The sequence below is a fragment of the Pseudofrankia sp. EUN1h genome, assembly GCF_001854645.1.
GTDB lineage: Bacteria > Actinomycetota > Actinomycetes > Frankiales > Frankiaceae > Pseudofrankia > Pseudofrankia saprophytica.
This window is the reverse complement of the sequence record NZ_MBLN01000066.1, coordinates 174,847-197,976: the sequence shown is the minus strand read 5'-3', so window position 1 is coordinate 197,976 and position 23,130 is coordinate 174,847. Positions and strand designations below refer to the sequence as shown.

At 74.3% G+C, this 23,130-nt stretch carries 20 protein-coding genes and 1 rRNA gene; 3 read left to right on the top strand and 18 right to left on the bottom strand.

Translation table 11 applies throughout. The features are described 5' to 3' along the window. From BCD49_RS26285 to argC, 9 genes are all read right to left on the bottom strand, one after another. A 16S ribosomal RNA gene (locus BCD49_RS26285) occupies nucleotides 1–340 on the bottom strand; the annotation flags it as partial. A 651-nt stretch (nucleotides 341–991) separates the two neighbouring features. After that, entirely contained in the window at nucleotides 992–1,666 is a 675-nt protein-coding gene (locus BCD49_RS26280) for a DNA-3-methyladenine glycosylase (protein ID WP_007520002.1), read from the bottom strand. Then, nucleotides 1,651–3,135: an argininosuccinate lyase gene (gene argH, locus BCD49_RS26275; protein ID WP_007520004.1), complete on the bottom strand. Its 1,485-nt coding sequence runs from the start codon at nucleotides 3,133–3,135 to the stop codon at nucleotides 1,651–1,653. Before argH ends, BCD49_RS26280 begins: the two co-directional genes overlap by 16 nt. 142 nt (nucleotides 3,136–3,277) lie before the next feature. After that, nucleotides 3,278–3,898 (bottom strand): arginine repressor, encoded by a 621-nt coding sequence (gene argR / locus BCD49_RS26270; RefSeq protein ID WP_007520005.1) that lies wholly within the window; start codon nucleotides 3,896–3,898, stop codon nucleotides 3,278–3,280. A 108-nt stretch (nucleotides 3,899–4,006) separates the two neighbouring features. Next, nucleotides 4,007–4,996, bottom strand: a complete 990-nt coding sequence (gene argF, locus BCD49_RS26265; protein ID WP_007520006.1) for an ornithine carbamoyltransferase — start codon at nucleotides 4,994–4,996, stop codon at nucleotides 4,007–4,009. A gap of 61 nt (nucleotides 4,997–5,057) precedes the next feature. Beyond that, nucleotides 5,058–6,209, bottom strand: a complete 1,152-nt coding sequence (locus BCD49_RS26260; protein WP_071042019.1) for an acetylornithine transaminase — start codon at nucleotides 6,207–6,209, stop codon at nucleotides 5,058–5,060. A 56-nt stretch (nucleotides 6,210–6,265) separates the two neighbouring features. Next, nucleotides 6,266–7,309 carry an acetylglutamate kinase gene (gene argB, locus BCD49_RS26255; RefSeq protein ID WP_071042013.1) on the bottom strand — a complete coding sequence of 348 codons (1,044 nt, stop codon included), beginning with the start codon at nucleotides 7,307–7,309 and terminating at the stop codon, nucleotides 6,266–6,268. 140 nt (nucleotides 7,310–7,449) lie between these two features. After that, complete coding sequence (gene argJ, locus BCD49_RS26250; protein ID WP_007520010.1) at nucleotides 7,450–8,607, bottom strand: bifunctional glutamate N-acetyltransferase/amino-acid acetyltransferase ArgJ; 1,158 nt, start codon at nucleotides 8,605–8,607, stop codon at nucleotides 7,450–7,452. Between the two features lie 69 nt (nucleotides 8,608–8,676). Next, a complete protein-coding gene (argC, locus tag BCD49_RS26245) occupies nucleotides 8,677–9,756 on the bottom strand; it encodes an N-acetyl-gamma-glutamyl-phosphate reductase (protein WP_071042012.1) in 1,080 nt (359 codons plus the stop codon). A gap of 142 nt (nucleotides 9,757–9,898) precedes the next feature. Here argC and BCD49_RS26240 point away from each other — a divergent pair, with 142 nt between their 5' ends. Genes BCD49_RS26240 through BCD49_RS26230 form a run of 3 tightly spaced genes read left to right on the top strand, consistent with a single transcriptional unit; the run spans nucleotide 9,899 to nucleotide 11,542 of the window. Continuing rightward, nucleotides 9,899–10,735 (top strand): DUF692 domain-containing protein, encoded by an 837-nt coding sequence (locus BCD49_RS26240; protein ID WP_007520014.1) that lies wholly within the window; start codon nucleotides 9,899–9,901, stop codon nucleotides 10,733–10,735. Beyond that, on the top strand, nucleotides 10,732–10,998 hold the full coding sequence (locus BCD49_RS43715; protein ID WP_007520015.1) for a hypothetical protein: 267 nt from the start codon (nucleotides 10,732–10,734) through the stop codon (nucleotides 10,996–10,998). Before BCD49_RS26240 ends, BCD49_RS43715 begins: the two co-directional genes overlap by 4 nt. Next, complete coding sequence (locus BCD49_RS26230) at nucleotides 10,985–11,542, top strand: hypothetical protein (protein WP_198939464.1); 558 nt, start codon at nucleotides 10,985–10,987, stop codon at nucleotides 11,540–11,542. Before BCD49_RS43715 ends, BCD49_RS26230 begins: the two co-directional genes overlap by 14 nt. A 17-nt stretch (nucleotides 11,543–11,559) precedes the next feature. Here BCD49_RS26230 and pheT read toward each other — a convergent pair whose 3' ends face one another. From pheT to BCD49_RS44285, 9 genes are all read right to left on the bottom strand, one after another. Continuing rightward, a complete protein-coding gene (gene pheT / locus BCD49_RS26225) occupies nucleotides 11,560–14,112 on the bottom strand; it encodes a phenylalanine--tRNA ligase subunit beta (protein WP_007519910.1) in 2,553 nt (850 codons plus the stop codon). 4 nt (nucleotides 14,113–14,116) lie between these two features. Next, the gene (gene pheS / locus BCD49_RS26220) at nucleotides 14,117–15,223 is read right to left on the bottom strand and encodes a phenylalanine--tRNA ligase subunit alpha (protein WP_007519912.1); all 1,107 of its coding nucleotides are present in this window, start codon (nucleotides 15,221–15,223) and stop codon (nucleotides 14,117–14,119) included. A 247-nt stretch (nucleotides 15,224–15,470) separates the two neighbouring features. Next, nucleotides 15,471–16,673: a sensor histidine kinase gene (locus BCD49_RS26215; protein ID WP_007519914.1), complete on the bottom strand. Its 1,203-nt coding sequence runs from the start codon at nucleotides 16,671–16,673 to the stop codon at nucleotides 15,471–15,473. Continuing rightward, nucleotides 16,670–17,647 carry a TrmH family RNA methyltransferase gene (locus BCD49_RS26210; RefSeq protein ID WP_007519916.1) on the bottom strand — a complete coding sequence of 326 codons (978 nt, stop codon included), beginning with the start codon at nucleotides 17,645–17,647 and terminating at the stop codon, nucleotides 16,670–16,672. Before BCD49_RS26210 ends, BCD49_RS26215 begins: the two co-directional genes overlap by 4 nt. Before the next feature lie 119 nt (nucleotides 17,648–17,766). After that, the gene (gene rplT / locus BCD49_RS26205) at nucleotides 17,767–18,159 is read right to left on the bottom strand and encodes a 50S ribosomal protein L20 (protein WP_007519918.1); all 393 of its coding nucleotides are present in this window, start codon (nucleotides 18,157–18,159) and stop codon (nucleotides 17,767–17,769) included. Nucleotides 18,160–18,259: 100 nt separating this feature from the next. Next, the gene (gene rpmI / locus BCD49_RS26200) at nucleotides 18,260–18,454 is read right to left on the bottom strand and encodes a 50S ribosomal protein L35 (RefSeq protein WP_007519921.1); all 195 of its coding nucleotides are present in this window, start codon (nucleotides 18,452–18,454) and stop codon (nucleotides 18,260–18,262) included. 171 nt (nucleotides 18,455–18,625) lie between these two features. Further along, nucleotides 18,626–19,177 carry a translation initiation factor IF-3 gene (gene infC, locus BCD49_RS26195; protein ID WP_076818234.1) on the bottom strand — a complete coding sequence of 184 codons (552 nt, stop codon included), beginning with the start codon at nucleotides 19,175–19,177 and terminating at the stop codon, nucleotides 18,626–18,628. A 446-nt stretch (nucleotides 19,178–19,623) separates the two neighbouring features. Continuing rightward, nucleotides 19,624–20,478: an SseB family protein gene (locus BCD49_RS45935; protein WP_071042011.1), complete on the bottom strand. Its 855-nt coding sequence runs from the start codon at nucleotides 20,476–20,478 to the stop codon at nucleotides 19,624–19,626. A gap of 42 nt (nucleotides 20,479–20,520) precedes the next feature. Continuing rightward, on the bottom strand, nucleotides 20,521–22,956 hold the full coding sequence (locus BCD49_RS44285; protein WP_198939463.1) for a hypothetical protein: 2,436 nt from the start codon (nucleotides 22,954–22,956) through the stop codon (nucleotides 20,521–20,523). Nucleotides 22,957–23,130 lie beyond the last annotated feature (174 nt).

Here is a 23,130-nt window from a genome sequence, read left to right as displayed (position 1 = left end):
CTGCTGCCTCCCGTAGGAGTCTGGGCCGTGTCTCAGTCCCAGTGTGGCCGATCGCCCTCTCAGGCCGGCTACCCGTCGTCGCCTTGGTAGGCCATTACCCCACCAACAAGCTGATAGGCCGCGGGCCCATCCCAAGCCAATAAATCTTTCCACACCACCAGATGCCCAAAGGTGTGAATATCCGGCATTAGCCCCGGTTTCCCGGAGTTATTCCAGAGCCTGGGGCAGGTTGCCCACGTGTTACTCACCCGTTCGCCGCTGACCCGAAGGTCCGCTCGACTTGCATGTGTTAAGCACGCCGCCAGCGTTCGTCCTGAGCCAGGATCAAACTCTCCATCGATGCTTTAAACTCCCTCGATGGGAGAAACCCCGGCAAAATATGGACACAGATCCGTAGATCGTCCATCAAATGCCAAAGGAACCTTACAAACCCCCACAGACAACACCACCAACCCGGCATCAAACCAGACCAGCAGCGCCACCCGCGGAACGGGGTATTTATGGCACTGACTTCTATGGCACGCTGTTGAGTTCTCAAGGAGCGGACGCATAAACCGGATCCACACCAACGGTGTGGGGTGCCGGCGCTTCGACTCGCTGATCCAAAAGATCATATGGATCGTGTCAGCTTGCTCCGATTTCTCGGTAGCCGCCACGTCCGGCGTCCCTATCGGGACACTCCCGGCACCGCTGGTCAGATCCTCGCGAGCCTCACAGGTGGGGCTCCGCGTTCCGCCCGGCTTGGTGCCGTGAGGAGAACATTACGGTCGACCAGCGGCAAGCGTCAAACGCAGAGGCCCTAAATCGATGTGAGCTGCGTCACATCGTCGACGTCGCGACTGGACGATGTTGGCTGATATGGGAGTCTGGTTGGCCGGGCTTGCTTCCGGTTCCGCTGCCACAGCGGGGCTTCAACGGCTTGGCCGGGCTTCGACCGGCTTCGGCCCGTCGCCCTGCTCGCGCCTCTCGTCGAACGCCCGGTTCGCGCCCCTCATCGAGCTGCCGGCCCGCCCGGATCGGGTCGCGGGGCCGAGGGGTGGCGCCCAGGCCGGGCGCCGCTCACCGTCGGATGCCCCGCCAGCCACAACCGCCACGGCACGTCGCGCGCCGTGCGTATGCCGACGCGTGGCCCCGTCAGCACGCTCCCGATCTCACGGCTCTCGCCGTAGCCCTGGTCCCGCTCGACGGTGATCGGGCCACCGCCGGTGACGGGCGATCCGGTCAGCGAGCCGTCGACGCCCAGGGCACGCGCCAGGCGGCCGGGGCCACGGGCGAGGTCCCGGTCGCTCAGCCGAGGCGCCCCCGCCCGCGCCGCCGCGAGCCCGTCCACGACCTCGCCTGCGCGCACGAGCACCGCGGCCGCCATGCCGGGTGGCCCGCAGACGAGGTTCAGGCACCAGTGCATGCCGTAGATGAAATACACGTATGCCCGTCCCGCCGGTCCGAACATCACGGCGGACCGGGGCGTCGGCCCGCGCGCGGCGTGCGAGGCCGGGTCGTCCGTCCCCCCGTAGGCCTCGACCTCAGTAAGCCGCACGGACACCTGCCCGTGCCGGATCGTGGCGCCGAGCAGGTCCCGCGCGACGGCCAGCACAGGCCGGACGTAGAACTCCTCCGGCAGCGGCTGACCGTCCCGTGATCCCGGGCCGGTCAGCCGACGCCCCACTTCCGATCGGCGCCGAGCGCGCCGCGCAGGGCCACGACCTGGTCGCGCACCCGCGCCGGCGCGGTCCCCCCGGGCGCCGACCTGGCGTCGAGCGCCCCGGCGACCGACAGCACCGTCCGCACGTCCGGCGTCAGCTCGGGGCTGATCTCGGCCAGCCGCTCGTCGGAGACCTCGTGCAGGTCGACCCCCTCGACCACGCACCAGGCGACCAGGGCACCCACCGCCTCGTGCGCCGACCGGAAGGGCACCCCACGGCGGACGAGGTACTCGGCCACGTCGGTGGCCAGCGAGAAGCCGTCCGGCGCCGCCGCGGCGAGCCGCTCGGCGCGCACCTTCATGGTCGCCACCGTCCCGGTCACCGCCGGCAGCACGACGAGCAGGGTGTCGACGGCGTCGAACACCGGCTCCTTGTCCTCCTGCAGGTCTCGGTCATACGCGAGCGGCAGACCCTTCAGGGTCGCCAGCAGGCCGGCCAGGTTGCCGATGAGCCGGCCGGACTTGCCCCTGGCCAGCTCGCCGACGTCGGGGTTCTTCTTCTGCGGCATGATCGAGCTGCCGGTGGCGAAGGCGTCGTCCAGCTCCACCCAGGCGAACTCCCGGCTGGTCCACAGCACCAGCTCCTCGCCGAGCCGGGACAGGTGCACGCCGATCATCGCCGCGACGAACAGGAACTCGGCGGCGAAGTCGCGGTCGGAGACGGCGTCGATCGAGTTGGCGAACGCCCGGTCGAAACCGAGTTCCGCGGCGACGCCCTCGGGGTCCAGCGGCAGCGACGAACCGGCCAGGGCGCCGGCGCCGAGCGAGCAGACCGCCGCCCGCCGGTCCCAGTCGCGCAGCCGGTCCACGTCGCGGACGAACGCGTGCACATGGGCGAGCAGCTGATGGCCGAAGGAGATCGGCTGGGCGTGCTGCAGGTGGGTCATCCCGGGCGCCGGCGTGTCGACGTGCGTCTCCGCGACGTCGACGAGGGCCTCGGACAGGCCGGTCACCGCCACGGCGACCTGGCGGGCGGCCGCGCGCAGGTAGAGGCGCAGGTCGGTCGCGACCTGGTCGTTGCGGCTGCGGCCGGCGCGCAGCTTGCCCCCGAGGGTGCCGAGCCGTTCGATCAGGGCGCGCTCGAGCGCGGTGTGCACGTCCTCGTCCTCGACGGTGGGCAGGAACCGCCCGGCCTCGACGTCGGCGGCGACCTCGTCGAGCGCGCCGAGCATCGCGGCGAGCTCGGCGTCGTCGAGCAGCCCGGCGCGGTACAGGACCCGGGCGTGTGCCTTCGACGCGAGCAGGTCGTACGGGGCGAGCCGCCAGTCGAAGTGCACGCTCACCGAGAGTTGCGCGAGCGCCTCGGCCGGCCCGCCGGCGAACCGTCCGCCCCACAGCCGCAGCGGCGCTCCCCCGGCCCCAGCCTCACCGGCCTGGCCAGCGAGGCCGGCCTCTCGTGCCGTCGCGCCCGGGCTGTCGCCGGTCGTCTCCACCTCAGTTGCTCCCTACGTCCACGCGACTGCCCTGCGTCGCGGTCTCGTCTGTGTCTCGCGGTGTGTCGTCTCACGGTGTGTCTCACGGCGCGCGTGTCCGCGGGCGCCGGGTCTGGCACGGGTCGGACCGGCCGACGACGTGTCAGGCCGGTCCTGCTCGTACTGGCGGATCGTCCTCGTCGTCCCCGCCGAGCCGGCCACGGCCCTCGGCTAGCCCGAGCAGCCGCCCGGCCAGCCGTGGCCCGCTCGGCGCGGAGGCCACCGTCGGCTCGAGCCCGTCCGGGTCGACGCCGGCGGGCCGAACGTGAAGGTGCGCCGGCGCGAGCGCCCGGCAGACGACGAGAACCGTGTCATCGCCGGCGATGGTGCCCATGACCTCCGGCAGCGCGGCGCGGTCCAGCGCCGACGCGAACAGCTGCGCGGCGCCCGGCGGGGTGCGCAGCACGACGAGGTCGCCGTTGGCCTCCGCCGAGACCAGCAGGTCCTCGCACAGCCGGGACAGCGGCAGCCGGACCGTCTCCGCCGGCGCCAGGCCGGGATCAACCGTGTAGACGAGGGTGCCGTCCTGGCCGCGGACCTTGGTCGCGCCCAGCTCCTCCAGGTCGCGCGAGAGCGTCGCCTGGGTCACCCGGACGCCCTCGGCCGCGAGCAGCCGGGCGAGCTCGGTCTGGGAGCGCACCGGGTGCGCCGCGACCAGCGCCGCCAGCCGGGCCTGCCGGGCGCGTTTGGTCAGCGGCGCCGCCGGCCTCGTGCCCGATGTCATAACACCCCTGTGGTCGTCACGATGAGGGTTCGGTCGCGGGGGACCCCGCCGCGACGATGGAGAGTGGCGCGGGGCGAGGCCCCGTGCCCGGGAGGGCGTTTCCAGCGGTCAGACGGCCGCCCCGGCGATGGTCGTGGCCGGCGCGGCGTCGTGGGAGCCGCCCGCGCCGCCCTGGTGAGCGAACAGGAAGCCGAGCAGCGCCTTCTGGGCGTGCAGCCGGTTCTCGGCCTGGTCGAAGACCACCGAGCGCGGGCCGTCGATCACGGCKCCGGCGATCTCCTCGCCGCGGTGCGCCGGCAGGCAGTGCATCACGATCGCGGACGGCCTGGCCGCGGCGAGAAGCGCCTCGTTGACCTGGTACGGCCGGAAGGCGTCGACGCGACCGGCGGCGTTCGCCTCCTGGCCCATGGACGTCCAGACGTCGGTGTAGAGCACGTCGGCGCCGTCGGCCGCCGCGCGCGGGTCGGTGAGGACCTCGACGGCCCCACCGGTACTCGCGCCGATCTCGGTGGCCTGCCGGACGACATCAGGGGCCGGCTCCATGCCCGGCGGGGTGGCGACCCGGACCCGCATCCCGGCCGTCGCCCCGGCGAGCAGCAGCGAGTGCGCGACGTTGTTGCCGTCACCGACGTAGGTGAGCGTCACCCCGGCGAGCCCGCCGAACACGCCGCGGATCGTCTGCAGGTCGGCGAGCGCCTGGCAGGGATGGGTGAAGTCGGACAGCGCGTTGACCACCGGCACGGAGGCGGCCGCGGCCATCCGGTCGGCCCGCTCCTGGCCGAAGGTGCGGATGACGATCGCGTCGACGTAGCGGGACAGCACCCGCGCCACGTCCTCGATGGTCTCGCGCTGTCCCAGCTGGACCGTGTTGGCGTCCAGGACGACCGGGTGGCCGCCGAGCTCGGCGACGCCGACCTCGAACGACACCCGGGTGCGGGCCGACGGCTTCTCGAAGATCAACGCGACCGACGCGCCGGCCAGCGGGCGGGCGACGGCCGGGGATCGCCGCGTCGCCTTGAACCGGTCGGCGGAGTCCAGCACCAACGCCTGCTCGGCGGGCGTCAGGTCGCTGTCCAGGAGAAAGTGGCGGATCGTCATGGGCTGACCTTACGGTTCTGGAGCCGGCGGACCGCCGGTCGAATCCTGGCCCCGGCGGGCATCAGGCGCCCTGTTCCGCCGCGGCGGCGGCGATGCCGGGCAGGGCGGCGAGGAAGGCGTCGACGTCGGCCTCGGGGAGCACGAGCGGCGGGGCGAGCCGGACGGTGTTCGGCGCGATCCCGTTGACCAGGAACCCGGCGGCGCGGGCCGCCGCCTCGAAGGCACCGGCCGTCGGCGTCGTCAGCTCGATCGCCCACCACAGCCCCATGCCGCGCACGCCACCGATACCGGGGACGCGGGCGTCCGCCGCCGCCCGGATTCCGGCCGCGAGCCGCGCGCCGACCCGGGTCGCCGACGCCAGCAGCCCCTCGGACTCGATGGTGTCGAGGACGGCGAGTGCCGCCGCGCAGACGACGGGGCCGCCGCCGAAGGTGCTGCCGTGCTCGCCGGGGCCGAGCAGGCTGCCCGCGGGCCCGATGCCGATGCAGGCCCCGATGGGCAGCCCACCGGCCAGCCCCTTGGCGAGGGTGACGACGTCCGGCAGGACGCCCTCGTTCTGGTGGGCGAACCAGGCACCGGTCCGGCCGATGCCGCTCTGGATCTCGTCGAGGATGAGCAGCGCCCCGGTCTCGTCGCACAGCGCCCGCGCGGCGGCCAGGTAGCCGGGAGGGGGCGGGATCACGCCCGCCTCGCCGAGCGTCGGCTCCAGGAACACCGCCGCGGTGCGCTCGCTGATCGCCTCCTTCAGGGCCGCGACGTCGCCGTAGGGGACGAAGCGGGCGCCGGRCACCAACGGCTCGAACGGCGCGCGCTTGCCGGGCTGGCCGGTGATCGAGAGCGCTCCGAGCGTCCGGCCGTGGAACGACCCATCGGTCGCGATGATCTCCGTCCGACCGGTCTTGCGGCTGATCTTGATGGCGCACTCGTTGGCCTCGGCGCCGGAGTTCCCGAAGAAGATCCGCGCGTCCGCCCCCAGCAGCGCGACCAGCCGCTCGGCGAGCAGCACCTGCGGCTCGTTGACGTACAGGTTCGACGTGTGGCAGAGCCGCGAGACCTGGCTGGTGACGGCGGCGGCGACCGCCGGGTGGCCGTGGCCGARCACGGACACGGCGATCCCGGCGAGCAGGTCGACGTACTCGTTCCCGTCGACGTCCCACACCCGGGTGCCCTCGCCGCGCGTGAGCGCGACCGCCGGGCGGCCGTAGGTGCCCATGATGACCTTGTCACGCCGGTCGAACAGGTCGGCCACGGCGGTGGGGGCGATCTGGCTCACTGGGGACCTCCGGACGGGCTGGTCAGGGTCGACGGGGTCGGCGCGAACGCGGAGGGCGCGGCGGGCTGGCCGGCGACGGTGGCCGCCCCCACGATGTCGGACTGCTTGGCGGCAGGGGTGATCAGGGTGCCGACGCCCTCGTCGGTGAAGATCTCCAGGAGGACGGCGTGCGGCACCCGGCCGTCGAGGACGTGCGCCTGCGGCACACCGCCCTGGACGGCGCGCAGGCACGCCTCCATCTTCGGGATCATCCCGGCGGTGAGGCTCGGCAGCATCGCCTCCAGCTCGGTGGCGTCCAGCTCGCTGATCACCTCGTCCGAGTTCGGCCAGTCGGCGTAGAGGCCGTCGACGTCGGTGAGCACGACGAACTTGGCCGCGCCGAKGGCGACGGCGAGCGCCGCGGCCGCGGTGTCGGCGTTGACGTTGTAGACGCCGCCGTCCTCGCCGCGGGCGACCGTCGCCACCACCGGGACCTTGCCAGAGTCGAGCAGCGCGTTCACCGTCTCCGGGGCGACCTCGACGACGTCGCCGACCAGGCCGATGTCGACCTCCTCGCCGTCGACGATCGCGCCGCGGCGCCGGGCGGTGAACATGTTCGCGTCCTCGCCGGACAGGCCCACGGCGAACGGGCCGTGGTTGTTGACCAGGCCGACCACGTCCCGGTTCACCTGGCCGACGAGCACCATCCGGACGATCTCCATCGTCTCCGGAGTGGTGACCCGCAGGCCGCCGGTGAACGTGGACTCCACCCCCAGGCGGTTCAGATGCGCGGTGATCTGCGGGCCGCCGCCGTGCACGACGGCGACCCGGATCCCGGCGAGCCGCAGGAAGACGACGTCCTCGGCGAACGCCTCGCGCAGCGCCGGCGTCGTCATCGCGTTGCCGCCGTACTTGATGACGACGGTGGCGCCGTGGAACCGGGCGAGCCAGGGCAGCGCCTCGACGAGCACCCGGGTCTTCGGCAGCGCCGCGTGCCCGCGCGCCCCCGCCGGACCGCCCGTCCGCCCCGCCGCGCCGTCAACGCCGTTAGCGACCGTCATGACCCCTTCTTCCAAAAAATACTGTTCTCCGAGAACCCGTTCTCCGCGCCGACCCCGCGTCTTCGCGGAGTCCGGCACGGCGCAAGGCCGCGAGCGAAGCAAAGCGGACTTGTGACGGGCCGGACGGAGCGAACCATCAATCAGGTCGAGTAGGCGGAGTTCTCGTAGACGTAGCCGTCCGTCAGGTCGTTGGTCCAGATCGTCGCCTCGGCGCCGCCCGCGTGCAGGTCGGCGATGATGGCGATCCCCCGGCCGGAGAGGTCGACGAGGTCACGCGACTCGCCGGGCGCGCCGGCCCGGCAGACCCAGACGCCGTTCATCGCGACGTCGAGCTCGTCGGGCTCGAAGGCGGCGCTGGTGGTGCCGATCGCGGCGAGCACCCGGCCCCAGTTGGCGTCCTTGCCGTAGAGGGCGCACTTGAGCAGGTTGTTGCGGGCGATGGCCCGGCCGACCTCCAGCGCGTCGTCCTCGGTCGCCGCGCCGGTCACGGTGATCGCGATGTCCTTCGTGGCGCCCTCGGCGTCGCCGATCATCTGCTTGCCGAGGTCCATGCAGACCTCGGTGACCAGCGCCGTGAGCTCCTCCTCGGGCAACGTCACGCCGGAGGCGCCGGAAGCGAGCAGCAGCACGGTGTCGTTGGTGGACAGGCAGCCGTCGGAGTCGATCCGCTGGAACGTCAGCCGGGTGGCCTCCAGCACCGCGCGGCCGAGCGTCGCCGCGTCCGCGACCGCGTCGGTGGTGACGACGACGAGCATCGTCGCCAGGGACGGAGCGAGCATCGCCGCCCCCTTGCCCATGCCGCCGACCGTGACCGACCCGTCCGCCGACGTCCGGACCGCCTGCTTGCTGATGGTGTCGGTCGTCCGGATCGCCTCGGCGGCGGCCGGGCCGCCCTCGGCGGACAGCTGCGGAACGGTCCGCGTCACGCCGTTGAGAAGCAGGTCCATCGGCAGCCGGACGCCGATCAGGCCGGTCGAGCAGACCCCGACGTCGCCGGCGCCGATCCCGAGCGCCTTCCCGACGTGCTCGGCGGTGTGATGGGTGTCCGCGAACCCCTCCGGCCCGGTGCAGGCGTTGGCGCCGCCCGAGTTGAGCACGACCGCGCGCAGCCGCCCGTCGGCCAGCGCCTGGCGGGTCCACTGGACGGGCGCCGCCTGCACCCGGTTGGTGGTGAACACGCCGGCCGCGGCGTCCGACGGCCCGTCGTTGACGACGAGCGCGACATCCGGACGCCCGGACGGCTTCAGGCCGGCCGCGACACCTGCGGCCTTGAAGCCCTTCGGGGCGGTGACGCTCACGTTCGTTCCTCATTTCTTCGGGCACGCGACGATGGCGCCGCCTCGCGCGGGGAAAACCGGGATGTCAGGTCAGGGGGCGAGGCCGGTGACGGGCAGGCCCGTGGTCTCCGGCAGGCCGAGCATCAGGTTGGCGCACTGGATGGCCTGGCCCGCGGCGCCCTTGGTGAGGTTGTCGATCGCCGAGACGACGACCACCCGGCCGGCCTCCTCGTCGACCGTGGCCTGCAGGTGGACGGTGTTGCTGCCGAGGGTCGCCGACGTGCGGGGCCAGCGGCCGGCCGGGAGCACCTTCACGAACGGCTCGTCGGCGTAGAACGCGCGCAGGATCCCGGTGACCAGGTCCTCGTCGAACCCGAGGCCCACCCCGAGCTCGTCCGTGCCGGCCTTGGCCGACGGGCGGGCGGTGCAGGTCGCGAGGATGCCGCGCGGCATCGGGGCGAGCGTGGTGGTGAACGACAGGCGGACCGCCGCGRCCGGCGCGGGCGCGGTGGCGGCGACCCTGGTCAGCGTCTGGACGATCTCCGGACGGTGCTGGTGGCGGCCGACCTTGTAGGCGGTGACGTCGCCCATGACCTCGGAACCGAGCAGGTTCACCTTGGCCGACCGGCCGGCGCCGGAGGTGCCGCTGGCCGCGACGGTGACCAGGTCGGACGGGTCGATGACGCCGGCGATGATCAGTGGGGCGTAGGCCAGCGCGACCGCCGTGGGGTAGCAGCCCGGGGCCGCGACGCGGCGCGCTGCGGCGATCTCGGCGCGTGCGCCGGGGATCTCCGGCAGGCCGTAGGTCCAGTTGCCGGCGTGCGTGCCGCCGTAGGCCTTCGCCCAGGCCGCCGGGTCGGCGAGCCGGAAGTCGGCGCCGAGGTCGACGATCCTGACCTCCGCCGGGATGGTCGCGGCGACGGCCGCGGACTGGCCGTGCGGTAGAGCGAGGAAGACCAGGTCGGCGCCCGCGGCCACGGCCGTCTCGGTGTCGACGAAGGCCTGGCCGGCCAGGTCGGGCAGGTGCGGGTGGATCTCGGCGATGTCCTGGCCCGCGTTGCTGTGCGCCGCCACCGCCCCGATCTCGATCTCCGGGTGCCCGAGCAGGAGGCGCAGGAGCTCCCCGCCGCCGTACCCGCTGCCGCCGATGACCGCCGCTGTCATGCCCATGGCCGCAATTCTATGCACGCATCCGCATGAACATCCAGCCCCTTTTTCATCCCGCCAGACCGTGGGCACGCGGACGGTCCGGTCGGGTCGCGGACAGGACGGCGTCGGTGGGGTTGGCCGCTGCAACGATCGAGTCATGACGATGACGGCACTGGCCGGATTCGGAGTGGGATGGCGGCCCGAGCTGGCCGCGGCCCTCGCGGAGCGCACCGACCTCACGTTCGTCGAGGTGATCGCGGAGAACGTCCCTCTCGACCGGCACGGACGGCCACCGCGGTCCGGATCGGCGGCGACGGATCTGGGCGTGCCCGTGGTCCCCCATGGCATCGGGCTCTCCCTCGGTGGCGCCGAGCCGCCCGACCCGGCCCGCGTGCGCCGGCTCGCCGCCGTCGCCGAGGCCGTCGGGGCGCCCCTGGTCAGCGAGCACGTCGCGTTCGTTCGCGCGGACGGCCACGAGGCCGGGCACCTGCTGCCCGTCCCGTATACCCGCGACGCGCTGGACGTGCTGGTCGCCAATGTCCGGATCGCGTGCGCCGAGCTGCCCGTACCGCTGGCGCTGGAGAACCCCGGCGCGCTGCTGCGCTGGCCGGACGACGAGCTCACGCCCGCCGACTTCCTCGCGGAGCTGGTCGAGCGCACCGACGCCCACCTGCTCGTCGACGTCGCCAACTTCCACGGCGACACGGTCAACCACGGCCTCGACCCCGCCGCCACCTTCGACCGACTGCCCTGGGAACGGGTCGCCTACCTGCACGTCGCCGGCGGCGTGATTCAACACCACCGCTACCACGACACCCACCTGCACCCGGTCGGCCCGGCGCAGCTGGAACTGTTGGCCGAGGCGGTCCGGCGGCTCCCACCGGGGCGGGCCGCCTACCTGCTCGAACGCGACGGTCACTACCCCCCGGTGGCCGAGTTCCACGCGGAGTGCGACCGCGCCGTCATGGCCGCGACCAACCCCGAAAGGCGGGTGTCATGATCGGCACGATCGAGATCCTGATCGTCATCGCGGTCCTGGCCGGGGGCGTGGCCGCCGTGCGGCTGCTGCGCGCCACCGTGTACGGCCGGCGGCCGTCCCGTCGCCGGTGGGGCGGGTCCGGCGGCGACTACGGCGGCTGCGGCGACTCCGGCGGGAGCAACCACGGCGGCGGCCACAGCCACGGCGGCGATGGCCACGGTGGTGGCGGCCACAGCTGCGGCGGCGGAGGCGGGTGTGGTGGAGGCGGCTGTGGCGGCAGCTGAGGCACGCGACCGGGGGGCCGGGCGCCCCGCGGCGGCCGCCGCGGGGCGCCCGGCGGCAGGGCCTGAGGCCGGCGCCAGGCTAGACGCGGCGCGAGAGCGGGTCGCACGGCGGCAGGCGACGCTGCTGGCGGCGCTCGTCGCTGGCGGTCCGGACCCAGCCGGCTTCGACTGGGGCGCGCTGAACGCGACCCGCCAGGCCCTGCTCGGCAAGCGCAGGTCCGGTGTCGCCCGCCGATGGCCGACCCTCGCGGCCGAACGGGGATTCGCCGACCTGTTCGACATCTGGGCCGCCGCCCGGCCGCCCGGCGGCTCGTTCCACGACGGCCTGGACTTCGCCCGAGCGCACCCCGCGATCCTGTCCACGGCCACCCGCGCCGAGCTGCTGTACGGCCGGTGCGCCGCCCGCCGGTTCGCGATGATCCTCGACGGGCCCGGAACCGGAGCCGAGGAGACGCTGCTCGCGCTGCGCGCCCCCGGCCTCGGCACCCTCATCCTGCGCGCTCCCCGCCGCGGCCGCCGCCGCGAGACCCCAGCCGCGCCCTAGGCCAGCCGCCGCGCGCCCTACGCCCGAAGGGCGGCGCCGGTGCGGCGGGTCGCCTCGGCGACGGCGGCGTCGCGGATGCCGTTGGCCTCCTCGGCGGTCAGCGTCCGGTCGGTCGCCCGCAGCCGCAGGCCGAAGGCCAGCGAACGGCGGCCGGCACCGACCTGGGCACCCTCGAAGACATCGAACAGCGTCAGCGACTCCAGCAGCTCCCCCGCGCCGTCCCGCAGCGCGGAGGTCACGTCCGCCACCGGGACGCTCGCCAGCGCGACGAGCGCGACGTCCCGGTCGGCGGGCGGGTACGGAGAGACGACCGGCGCCACCACCGGGCCGCGCCGCGCAGCGGCGGCAAGCAGCTCCTCCAGGCCCAGCTCGAAGGCGACGGTCCTCGCCGGCAGGCCCGCGGCGCCGATCACCCGCGGGTGCAGCTCGCCGGCGTGCCCGACCAGTTCGCCGTCGGCCGACAGCGCCGCGCACCGGCCGGGGTGCCAGGGGGCGTGCTCGTCGGCGGTGACGGTCAGCTCGACGCCGACCGCGCGGGCGACGGCCTGCGCCGCCTCGACGGCGTCGGCCCAGTCGGCTGGCCGGCCCTTGGCCAGCGCGCCGGCTCCCACCGCGTCCCCCGGCAGCACCGTGGCCGGCTCGCGCAGGCCGGCGAGGACGCCGGCGACCCGGCGCGGCTGCTCGGGCAGCGCCGCGTCCAGCGCCGCGATCTCGTCCTCGGACGGCCGCGTCAGCACCGACGGAGTCGGCACCGGCGCCGCCGGCTCGCGCAGCTCGCGGAACACCTGGCCGATCTCGAACAGCGCGATGTCCTGCTGGCCGCGACCGAGGTTGCGCGCGGCGGCGTCGAACAGGCCCGGCAGCAGGGTGGTGCGCAGGTAGGCCGCGTCCTCGGCGATCGGATTGGCGATCCGCACGGCCGCCCGCCGCCGGTCGCCCGCAGGAAGGTCGAGCAGGTCGGCGGCGCCAGCGCCGACGAACGGCAGCGTCATGACCTCGGTGAGGCCCTCGTAGGCCAGCGCCCGGCCGATCGCCCTGACCCGCCGCTGCGCCGAGGTGAGCCCGCGCCCGGCTGGCAGCCGCGGCAGGGTCACCGGGATCGTGTCGTAGCCCTCGAGCCGCATGACCTCCTCCACGAGGTCGGCCGGGCGGGTGAGGTCGGGCCGCCAGGACGGCGGTGTGACCAGCACGGCCCCGTCGTCGGCGCCGTCCTCCTCCAGGGCGCAGCCGATGTCGGCCAGCCGGCCGCGCACCGTCTCGTCCGGGTAGAGCCGGCCGCCGAGGCGGGTCGGCTCGGACAGCGCGAAGTGGATCACCGCCGGTGCGCGCCGGTGGTCGACGTCGGTGACGGCTGGCTCGGGCCGGCCACCGGCGAGCTCGGCGAACAGCCGGACCGCCGCCTCGGCCGCGGCCGAGGCGAGCGCCGGGTCGACGCCACGCTCGAAGCGCCGCGACGCCTCGGAGAACAGCCGGTGGCGACGCGCGGAGCGGGCGACCACCACCGCGTCGAAATGTGCCGCCTCCAGCACGATGTCCGTCGTCGACGACGAGATCTCCGTGCTCGCGCCGCCCATGACGCCTGCGAGCGCGATCGGGCCCGAGTCGTCCGCGATGACGAGATCCTCGGGATCGAGCGTCCGATCGACGTCGTCTAGGGTCCGCAGCCGCTCGCCGGCGCGCGCCCGGCGCACCACGATCGGACCGGACAGCTTGGCCCGGTCGAACGCGTGCAGCGGCTGGCCCAGACCGAGCATGATCGCGTTCGTCACGTCGACCGCGACGGAGATCGACCGCATGCCCGACAGGGAGAGCCGCCGCACCCAGCGCAGCGGGGTGGCGGCGGCCGGGTCCACCCCGGTGATCACCCGGGCGACGTAGCGGTCACAGGCCGCGGTGTCCTCGACCACGACCGGGTAGCCCGCTCCGGCGCCGCCCGCGCCAGCGGCAGCGGCGCCAGCGGCATCGTCGGAGCCGGCGGGGTCCGTGAAGGTCAGGCCGAAGGCGGTGGCCGCCTCCCTGGCGATGCCGCGGATCGACAGGGCGTAGCCCCGGTCGGGGGTGATGGCGACGTCGAGCACGTCGTCGGCGAGGTCGAGCAGCTCGGCGAGGTGCGCGCCCAACCGGGCGTCGGGCGGGAGGACGATGATCCCGTCGTGGTCCTCGCCGATGCCGAGCTCCTGGGCCGAGCAGATCATGCCGTCGGAGACGTGACCGTAGGTCTTGCGGGCGGTGATCTCGAACCCGCCGGGCAGCACCGCGCCGGGCAGCGCGACCGCGACCCGGTCACCGACCGCGAAGTTGAACGCGCCGCAGATGATGCCGCGCACGCCCGTGTCCGGATCGCCGGCGGTCGGCTCGGCGACCCGGACCTGGCACCAGCGGACGCTCTTCTTCTTGGCCGCGACCTCGTCGATGGCCAGCACCTCGCCGACGACGACGCCGGCGAGGCCCTGGCCGACGGCCTCGACGCCCTCCACCTCGAATCCGGCGCGGATCAGCGCGTCGGCGACCGCGGGAGCCGGTGGCAGACCTGGCACGTGCTCGCGCAGCCAGGACATCAGGATCAGCACGGCGCTAGCCCTCGATTCCGAACGGGAGGCTGAACCGGACGTCGCCGTCGACGAAGTCCCGGATCTCGCGGACGCCGTGGCGCATCATCGCGGCCCGCTCCAGGCCCATGCCGAACGCGAACCCGCTGTACCGGCTGGCGTCGACGCCCGCGGCGCGCAGCACGTTCGGGTCGACCATGCCGCAGCCGCCCGCCTCGATCCAGCCCGCGTCGGAGCAGACCCGGCAGGGCTGCCGGGCTGCCTCGCCGCGACAGTTGAAGCACTGCACGTCCAGCTCGGCGCTCGGCTCGGTGAACGGGAAGTAGTGCGGGCGCAGCCGGGTCGCGAGGCCCGAGCCGAACAGCTCCGCCGCGAACACCTCCAGCGTGCCGCGCAGGTCGGCCATCGTGATGCCCTCGTCGACCGCGAGGCACTCCAGCTGGCCGAACACCGGCGAGTGCGTCGCGTCGACGGTGTCGTTGCGGTAGGTGCGCCCGGGCGCGACGACGTAGACCGGCAGCGGGCGCGACAGCAGCGCGCGGATCTGCACCGGCGAGGTGTGCGTGCGCAGCAGCCGGCCGGAGCCCTCCGGCTCGACGTAGAGCGTGTCGTGCTCGCTGCGGGCCGGGTGGTCGGGGTCGAGATTGAGCGCCTCGAAGTTGAACCAGTCGTGCTCGACCTCGGGGCCCTCGGCGACCTCGTAGCCCATCGCGACGAAGGTGTCGACGAGGCGCTCGGAGAGCACGGCGAGGGGATGGCGCGCGCCGGGGTGGCGGCGGCGGGTCGGCACGGTCACGTCGACCCGCTCCTCGACCAGCACGCGCGCGTCGCGCTCGGCGGTGAGCTCGGCGAGCCGGGCAGTGTGCGCGTCGCGGACGGTGCCGAGCGCGTCGTTGAGCCGGCGGCCGGCCTCGGCACGGTCCTCGCGGGGCAGCGAGCCGAGCTTCTGGCGGGCAAGGACCAGCGGGGCCGAGCGGCCGTCGACGTGCGTGCCACGCACGTCGGCGAGGCCCGTGAGGTCGGCGGCGGCGGCGAGCGCGGCCAGCGCCTCGGCCACCGCGGCCTCGAGGCTGGCGGGGTCGAGCGGCCCGCCCGCCGCGGCGGGCTGCGGATCGGTCATCGTCTCGGTCATCTCATCGAATCCGGTATCAGCCTCGTCGTCGGATACATCGGGGGTACGAAATCTTGGGTGCGTCATCCGCGCGCCGGGCGCCAACGTGATCTCGCCCGGTCGAGCGAAGCTCGACACCGGGGGTCCGGGGGTCGTCCTCGGGGTGGACATCGCGGGCTAACGGGAAGCTGACCGAAGGGCAGCGAACAGGGTCACCCGCCTCGTTCCAGCCCGCCAGGGCTCCTCGGTCTTCCAGCAGCGGCAGCGGCTAGGTGAAGACGGGGGCCCCGGCGGGCAAGGAAAATCGGAACTCCGCGCCGCCGCCGGCGGCACGGCCGACCACGATGGTGCCGCCGTGCGCCTCGATCAGCGCCTTGGCGATGTAGAGACCCAGACCGGTGCCGTTGCCCCGGCTCGCTCCCCGCCAGAACTTGGTGAAGACGCGCGAGGCGTTGGCCTCCGGCACGCCTTCGCCCTCGTCGGCCACGCTCACCTCGGCTCCCGTCTCCGCACCGCGCACGACGACTGTCACCGTACCCGCCCCGTGGCGCAGAGCATTGTCGACGAGGTTGTGCAGCACCTGCTCGATCTTGTCCGGATCGATCCACATCTCCGGCAGCTCGCCGTCCTCGTGGACGACGAACCGGTCCGCCCCGGCGGTGCCTGAGGCGATCTTGCCGGCGAGGACCCGGCGAAGGATGGCCTTCGGGTCGGCGATCTGCTTGCGGATCTGGATGCGGCCGGCGTCGATCCGGGAGACGTCGAGCAGCTCGGTCAGCAGCCGGGTCACCCGGTCGGCGTCCGTGTTGACCGTGTTGAGCATGAGCTTCTTCTGCTCGTCGGTGAACCGCTCCCATTTGGCCAGCAACGTCGCGGTGAACCCCTTCACGCTGGTGAGCGGGGACCGCAGCTCGTGCGCGACGGTGGCGACGAGGTCGGAGCGGTTGCGCTCGATCCGCTCCCGGCTCGCGGTGTCACGCAGGCAGAGAGCGACCTGGACGAGCCGCCCGGCCTCGCGGGTGTAGCGGACCGTGACGTTGAAGTCGTGGTCATGCGCGGGCCCGGCGTAGGTGAGCCGGCGCTCCGGCTGGCCGGTCACCCGCGGCAGCCCGCGCCCCGCGCCGGACGCCTCCCACCAGTCGTTGCCGCGCTCGTCGACCAGCGGTAGCACCTCGGTGACATGGCGCCCGGCGGCGGCGTGCTGGTCGATCTCGGTCAGACCAGCCGCGGCGGCGTTGAGGATCAGCACCACGCCGTCCCCGTCGGTGACGACCACCGCGTCTGGCAGGGCGTCGTAGGCCGTCGCGGACACCGACGCGGCCGCGGCGGGCGGCCCTTCGCCAGTGGCGGAGGCTGGCACGGCGGTGCCAGCCTGTCCCACAACCTCGCCGTTGACCTCGCCCGTGGCGCCGGCTGGGCCCGCGGCCTGCCCGCCCACGCGGGTGGGCGCCGACGTGACTGTATGGGTCACGGTCGTCCACCTCCCCCGGTGCCGTGAGTACCGGATCTGGCCATTCTGCGCGCCCGTGCGGACGCGTAAAGACACAGGGCCGTCGCGACCGCAAGATTCAACGACTCGGCCTGACCGTACACCGGTACCCGAAGCACCGCGTCCGCGGCGGTCAGGACTTCGGGTGGCAGACCGTGCGCCTCGTTGCCGAACAGCCATCCGGTGGGCGCGTCGAGCTCGCCGGCGTCGGCCGCGTCGTAGAGGTCGCGGGCGCCATGACCCGAGGTCGCGACCACGCGGCAGCCGGCGGAGCGCAGCCAGTCCAGGGCCGCGGCGAGGTCCGGTTCGACGACGACCGGCAGGTGGAAGAGGCTCCCGGCGCTGGAACGGACGCACTTGCCGCCGAACGGGTCGACGCCCTCGCCCGCGAAGATGACGGCGTCGGCGCCGGCGGCGTCCGCGGTGCGGATCACCGTCCCGGCGTTGCCCGGGTCGTTCGCGGCGACGCAGACCGCGACCAGGGCCGGTCCCACTCCCGGGCCAGATTCTCCCCCGCGCGCCCGGACCGGTCCCGGTGCGGCGGCGCCCACGGGTCCCGCCCGGCCGGTGGAGCCGAAGCCAGCCGGGACCGCGGCCGGAATGCCTGGCAGGTCCGCGAGGCGGGTGCCGAGCAGCGTGGCGACCCCGACGAGACCCTGGGGGGTGACCGTCTCGGACAGGGCCGCCGCGGCGGCGTCGGTCACGGACCGCACCGGCGGTCCAGCGGCGGCGACTGCGGCGACGAGCGCGCCGTGGCGGTCGGCGGCGGACTCACCGACGAACAGCTCGACGAGCCGACCGGCGGCCAGCGCCGCCTCGACGGCCTGGAAACCCTCAGCGAGGAACAGTCCCTCGGCCCGCCGGGCCGAGGGACGCCGCAGCCGCCTGGCGGCGGCCACGCTGGCCGCCCGCGGCCCCAGCGCCGTCGTGACGGCGCCGGGCCGGCGGGCGGTCACCGAGTCTTTCCCATCACCACGTGGGCCGACCGTGTCTCGTCGGCCCGGCCCGGCTGAGGGGAGAAGACTCATTCCGTATGGCACTCCGCTTCCGTAAGGCACACCGTGCGGCGGCCCGCTCAGGCGGCCGACGGCTCCGAGTCGGCCTCCGCCACCGGCGGCACAGCGGCCCTGGCGACCTCGACCAGTGCCGTGAACGCCGCCGCGTCGTTGACCGCGAGGTCGGCCAGGATCTTGCGGTCGACCTCGACACCGGCGATCTTCAGCCCCTGGATGAAGCGGTTGTAGGTCATGCCGTTGGCACGCGCGGCCGCGTTGATGCGGGTGATCCACAGCTGCCGGAAGTCGCCCTTACGGGCGCGACGGTCCCGGTAGGCGTAGTTCATCGAGTGGAGCATCTGCTCCTTGGCCTTGCGGTACAGCCGGGACCGCTGGCCGCGGTAGCCGCTCGCCTGCTCGAGGGTCGTGCGGCGCTTCTTCTGGGCGTTTACCGCCCGCTTCACGCGTGCCATGAGGGCACTTTCTCCTAATTTTTTGTCGTCCGCCGCTGGGCGCCGGGCGCCGAGGACGTGACGGCCCTGGGTCAGCTCACCGAGGGGCCAGCGAACACGGTCAGCGGGCGAGCATGCGCGAGATACGGCGGTTGTCCGCCGGGGCCAGCGTCACCTCGGGGTTGAGCCGCCGGGTCCGGCGGCTCGTCTTGTGCTCGAGGAGGTGGGCGCGGTTGGCCCGGCGACGCATGATCTTGCCTGTGCCGGTGACACGGAACCTCTTGGAGGCTCCGCTGTGCGGCTTCATCTTGGGCATGTTCTGTCCTGAGGTGGGTCGAGGGGAGTCGGACCGGCCAAGGCCGGCCACACGGCGCGCGGGAGCGCGCCGCCCGTAGACGACGTTCGGCCGGGGCAGGGCCGACGTCCAGGCAGCTCACCGCCCGACGACCGCCGCTGGGCGGCGTGGCCGTCGGGCGGCCCTGAAGTGTTAGACGGTGCCCGCCTGCTCTGGGGTGCGCAGCGTGCGGGCGCCCTTGTGCGGAGCCATGACCATCGTCATGTTCCGACCGTCCTGCTTGGGCTGAGCCTCGACGTACCCCAGCTCGGCGACGTCGGTCGAGAGCCGCTGCAGGAGCCGGATACCGAGCTCCGGTCGCGACTGCTCTCGACCGCGGAACATGATGGTGATCTTCACCTTGTCGCCGGCCTTGAGGAAGCGCACGACGTGACCCTTCTTGGTCTCGTAGTCGTGCGGGTCGATCTTCGGTCGGAGCTTCATCTCCTTGATGACCGTCTGGACCTGGTTCTTCCGAGCCTCACGACGCTTCTGGTCGGACTCGTACTTGAACTTCCCATAGTCCATCAGCTTGCAGACGGGCGGCCGGGCGGTCGGGGCGACCTCGACAAGGTCGAGATCGGCCTCCTGCGCCAGCCGCATGGCCTCCTGGATGGAGACGATGCCGATCTGCTCGCCCTCCGCGCCGACGAGGCGGACCTCAGGAACGCGGATGCGGTCGTTGATGCGTGACTCTGTGCTGATCTGGTTTCCTCCATGGCTCGACGCGCGGGCACGACCTCACCGCAGCGGAGCACCAAGCCCGGAAACCCCGGGCTCCCGGCCGACGTACTGCCCGAAGGGAACAGCTCGGCCGACCGGCGACCCAGCCACCTACATGAACCGATCGACGATCGGCCGGACCCGGCACGTGCCGGGCGGTGACTCGGGTGGAGGGCGAACCCCCGCTTGGCCCTGCCGATCGCCGGGACGCCCCTTACGAGGCTGTCCCAGTGCCGCTCCCGGTGAGGAGCGTCAGAACGACATGTGTGGCCGCTAAGCCCATGCGCTCAGACTGACGACGCCCAGATTGGCGTCGCGATCTGTGACGCACAGGAACCGGTCCCTATGCCGACCGTCGGCAGGCGGTCTGAGCCAGCGTAGCAGACCTGCCGCGATCGGTCCGGCCGCGCGCCGACGGACTGGCGGACCTATCGCCGCCGCCACCGGCGCGGGGTGATCCCCCGACCGAGTGCGCGGCGCAGCCCGGCGACGTCCTGGGAGTCGATGAACACGACGGCGAGGGCTCTCTCCCCAGGACCGGCGACGGCGGCCCGCAACCGGAGCGCGATCTCGTCGAGCCGTGCCTCGCCCGCGGGGCCGCTCCCGGCCACCGTGAGCGCGATCACCTCGCTGGCCTCGCCAGTGCCGGTGACGAGCTCGGCGTGCCACAGCCGCGCGCCCCTGGCGAGCCYGGCGGTGGCGAGCGCGTCCAGCTCGGCCGCCACCCGCCGTCCGCGGGCGGCGTCCCAGGGCCGTGCCGGCGGCCGCAGCCCCGATGGCGCGTTGTCTGCGCCGGCCGGGTCAGCGGCGCCCTGCCCCGCGCCGGCGGCGTCCGAAGGGCTGGCCGCGAGACCGACGCCCGCGGCCAGCGCGCTGACGTCGAGGCTCACGGTCACGGGGCCGGCCACGTCGACGACGACGGTCCCGTGGCCCAGCCGAGCCGCCTCGGCGCAGGCGTCCGCCGCCGACACCGGCACCGGGCGCGCCGCCGATCGCCAGGCGGACAGCGCCGCCACGCTGCTGAAGACCGGCAGTGCCGTCATGCCCGACGGCATCCGCAGGGTCGCGAGCACCATCTCCGACGCCTTCTCGGAAGGGAGCCGGCGGCCGGGCTGCTCGGCAGCGAGCTCCAGCAGCCGGGACTCGACGCCGACGAAGACCCTGGAGACGGCCAGCGCCGCGGCCACGGCGCCCACGTCAGCGGAGTCGAGGGCTGCCCGCAGCCGTGGGTCGGCCTGGCCGGCGTCGCCCTGCCCCGGCGGGGTCAACAGGTCCACTGCCACCGGCCAACCCTATGGGGACCTCCGGCCTGGCCGGGGCGCCGGCTATCCGCGTGGGCCGAGGAGCGGGGCGCCCCGGTCCGGYCGGTTGGCGCGGGACCGCGGGACGGTGGGCTCATCGCTCGGGTTTCCGGGCCCACGGCGGCCCGCCACCGCGGGTCGCCGCGACAGCCCCGCCGGTTCGCGCCCCTCCCAGGGAGCCTCGTGGCCGCCCGCCCAGCCGACCTCGCGGACCGCCTCCGCGCGGGAAACCTCGTGCCCTGGAACCCCGGGACCCAGCGGCGCCTCGTCGACGACGGCCGCGAGCTCCTCGAACGCGGCCTGGGTGCGCGGGTGCAGCCGGTCCCACCGCACCGGTGCGCCACCGGCGAGCGACGGGTCGAACGGAATGGTCAGCACGGCGTGCACCGGCTCGTCCAGCCCTGGCTGCTCCCGCGACACCGGCCGGCGCAGGCCGCGGCTGGGCGGCGGGGCCGTCTCGACGAACACCGCGACCGTGCCGGCCGGCAGGTCGCCACGGGCGGCCGCTAGCGCGGTCAGTGCGTCCTGGGCACAGCCGGCCTCCGTGGGACCGGCCTTGGCGGTGAGCACCACCGTGTCCGCGCGGGCCAGGAGTACCGCCGGCACCGGCTGCGTCCAGCCGGGCGGGCCATCGACGACGACGGCCGGGAAGAGTCGCTCGAGCAGATCGACGGCCCAGGCGGCCTCCGCCGGGGTGAGCCCGGGTCCGGTCAGGTTGCGCAGCCCGGGCAGCACCTCCAGCCCGAACGGCCGGACGGTACCCAGGAAGCGGCGTGCCTCGGCCAGCGACGCGACCGGCGGGTCCGCGAGGGCCAGCTCGCGTAGACCCACCCCACGGCCCGGCACACCGGCCCGGTCGGCCAACGGGCCGCCCTGGTCGGGGCAGGCGTCGACCGCGACGACCCGGCCACCTCGCCGGGCGGCGAGCGCGATCCCCAGCCCCGCTGCCACGGTGGTACGCCCGCTGCCGCCGCCGAACCCGCCGACGAGGACCCGCCGCCCGCCCAGCCGGGTGGCCGGCACCGGCGCGAGAACCCCGCGCCCGGCCAGCTCCATCCCCCGCCACCAGGCCGCGGCGAAGACCTCGGGGGACGCGAGGGAGGCCAGCGATCGCGGCTCCCCCTGCCTGGCGGCGACGAACGAGCCGGGCGCGCCGAACCCGTCGTCCTCGATGGTCTGGTAGTCGGTCGGCACCGGCGGCGCGGGGGCCGGCCGGGGCGCGGGCGGCGGGGTGTAGACCACCGGCGCCGGCAGGCTCGCCGGGCCGGCCGTCTCGCCCGGCGGTGGGAACGGTGGCGGGGGCGGCGCCTGGCCGTAGCCGAACCAGGCCCGCGTCGGGCCCACGCCGGGCTCGGCGGGACCCGTCGTCCCGGCGGGGAAGGCCCATTCGTCGGCGGCGGCACCGACCGCGCCCTGGGCGTCGGCGGCGGCGCCCGGGCCACCGTCTCGGAGGGCAGGCGCGTCGACGCCGGCTGGCTCGAGCCAGCCGGCGTAACCGGCCTGGTCGTGGACATCCCAGCCGGAGTCAACGGCGTCGGGCGGGTCAACGACGCCGAGCGGGTCAAGGGCACCAGGCGGGTCGAGGGCACCAGGCAGGTCGGGCGCGTCCAGCCGGCCAACGGCTGCCGGGAGCGCGCCGGAAGGGTCGACATCGCCTGGGGGTCCGACTGGGCCAGCGGGCTCGCCGGAGGTCGCCGGGTCGCCGTCAGCGCCGGAGGCGATCGGGCTGGCGGCCGCGGCCGCGGCCGCGGCCGTGGGCGTGGGCGTGGGCGTGGGCGGTTCCGGCGGCTCGGCTGGCACGGGCGACGGCGCCGCGTCCCACCAGGGGCCCCGGGGCGGGGCCACGGGAGGCGGGATCAGGTCGATGTCGGGTACCCAGCCGTCGCCTGGCGAGGCCACTGGCGCCTGCTTCGCACGCCGAACCGGCGCGGGCGAGGCAGGCGGGGCAGGCGGGGCAGGGGGCGGGGCGGGCCCGGTGGCGGCCGGCCTGGCTCGCGGGGCAGGTGGGCCGGACGGCGCCAGCTCGGCCCGTCGGGCCCGCCCGTTCGACGACGCGGGCAGGGCACGCGGACGTGGGACGGCCGCCGGCGCCGGGGGCTGGGGGGATGCCTGGTCCGGGGCGAGCGCGCCACCGGCGCGGGGGTCCCGCTCGGCCGGCTCCCGGCGCGGGGCGGCCGCCGACTCCCGAGGCGGGTCGGCCTGCTCGGCGGGCACGGCCGCGAGGCGCCGGTCGGAGCCGTCCTTGCGCGCGGCCGCCGCCTTGGCACGCGACGACGACGACCGGCGCACGACCGCGCGTTCTCCCGAGCTGTTCGAGAGCCGCAGACCGAGCAGCGAGACCGGGCGCGCGTCGCCACCCCCGCCGGAGGCCGGCTCCGTCGACGTCAGCCCGCCCGCGCCTGTCTCGTCGCCCTGGTCTGGCGCCTCGTCGCCGCCACCGGCCATCGGCGCTACCCGCACGTCACCGTCACCCCGCCCGCCTCTCCTCGCTGACATCCACGACCGGTCAACTATCGCCGCTGACCCGACACCGACGTCGCAACGCAAGGACCCCGATACTCCGAGACAACACGGTCTCTCGCGAACCTCCGTCCGACAACCCCGGAGGAAGGGGACGTCTCACAGCCCGGGACA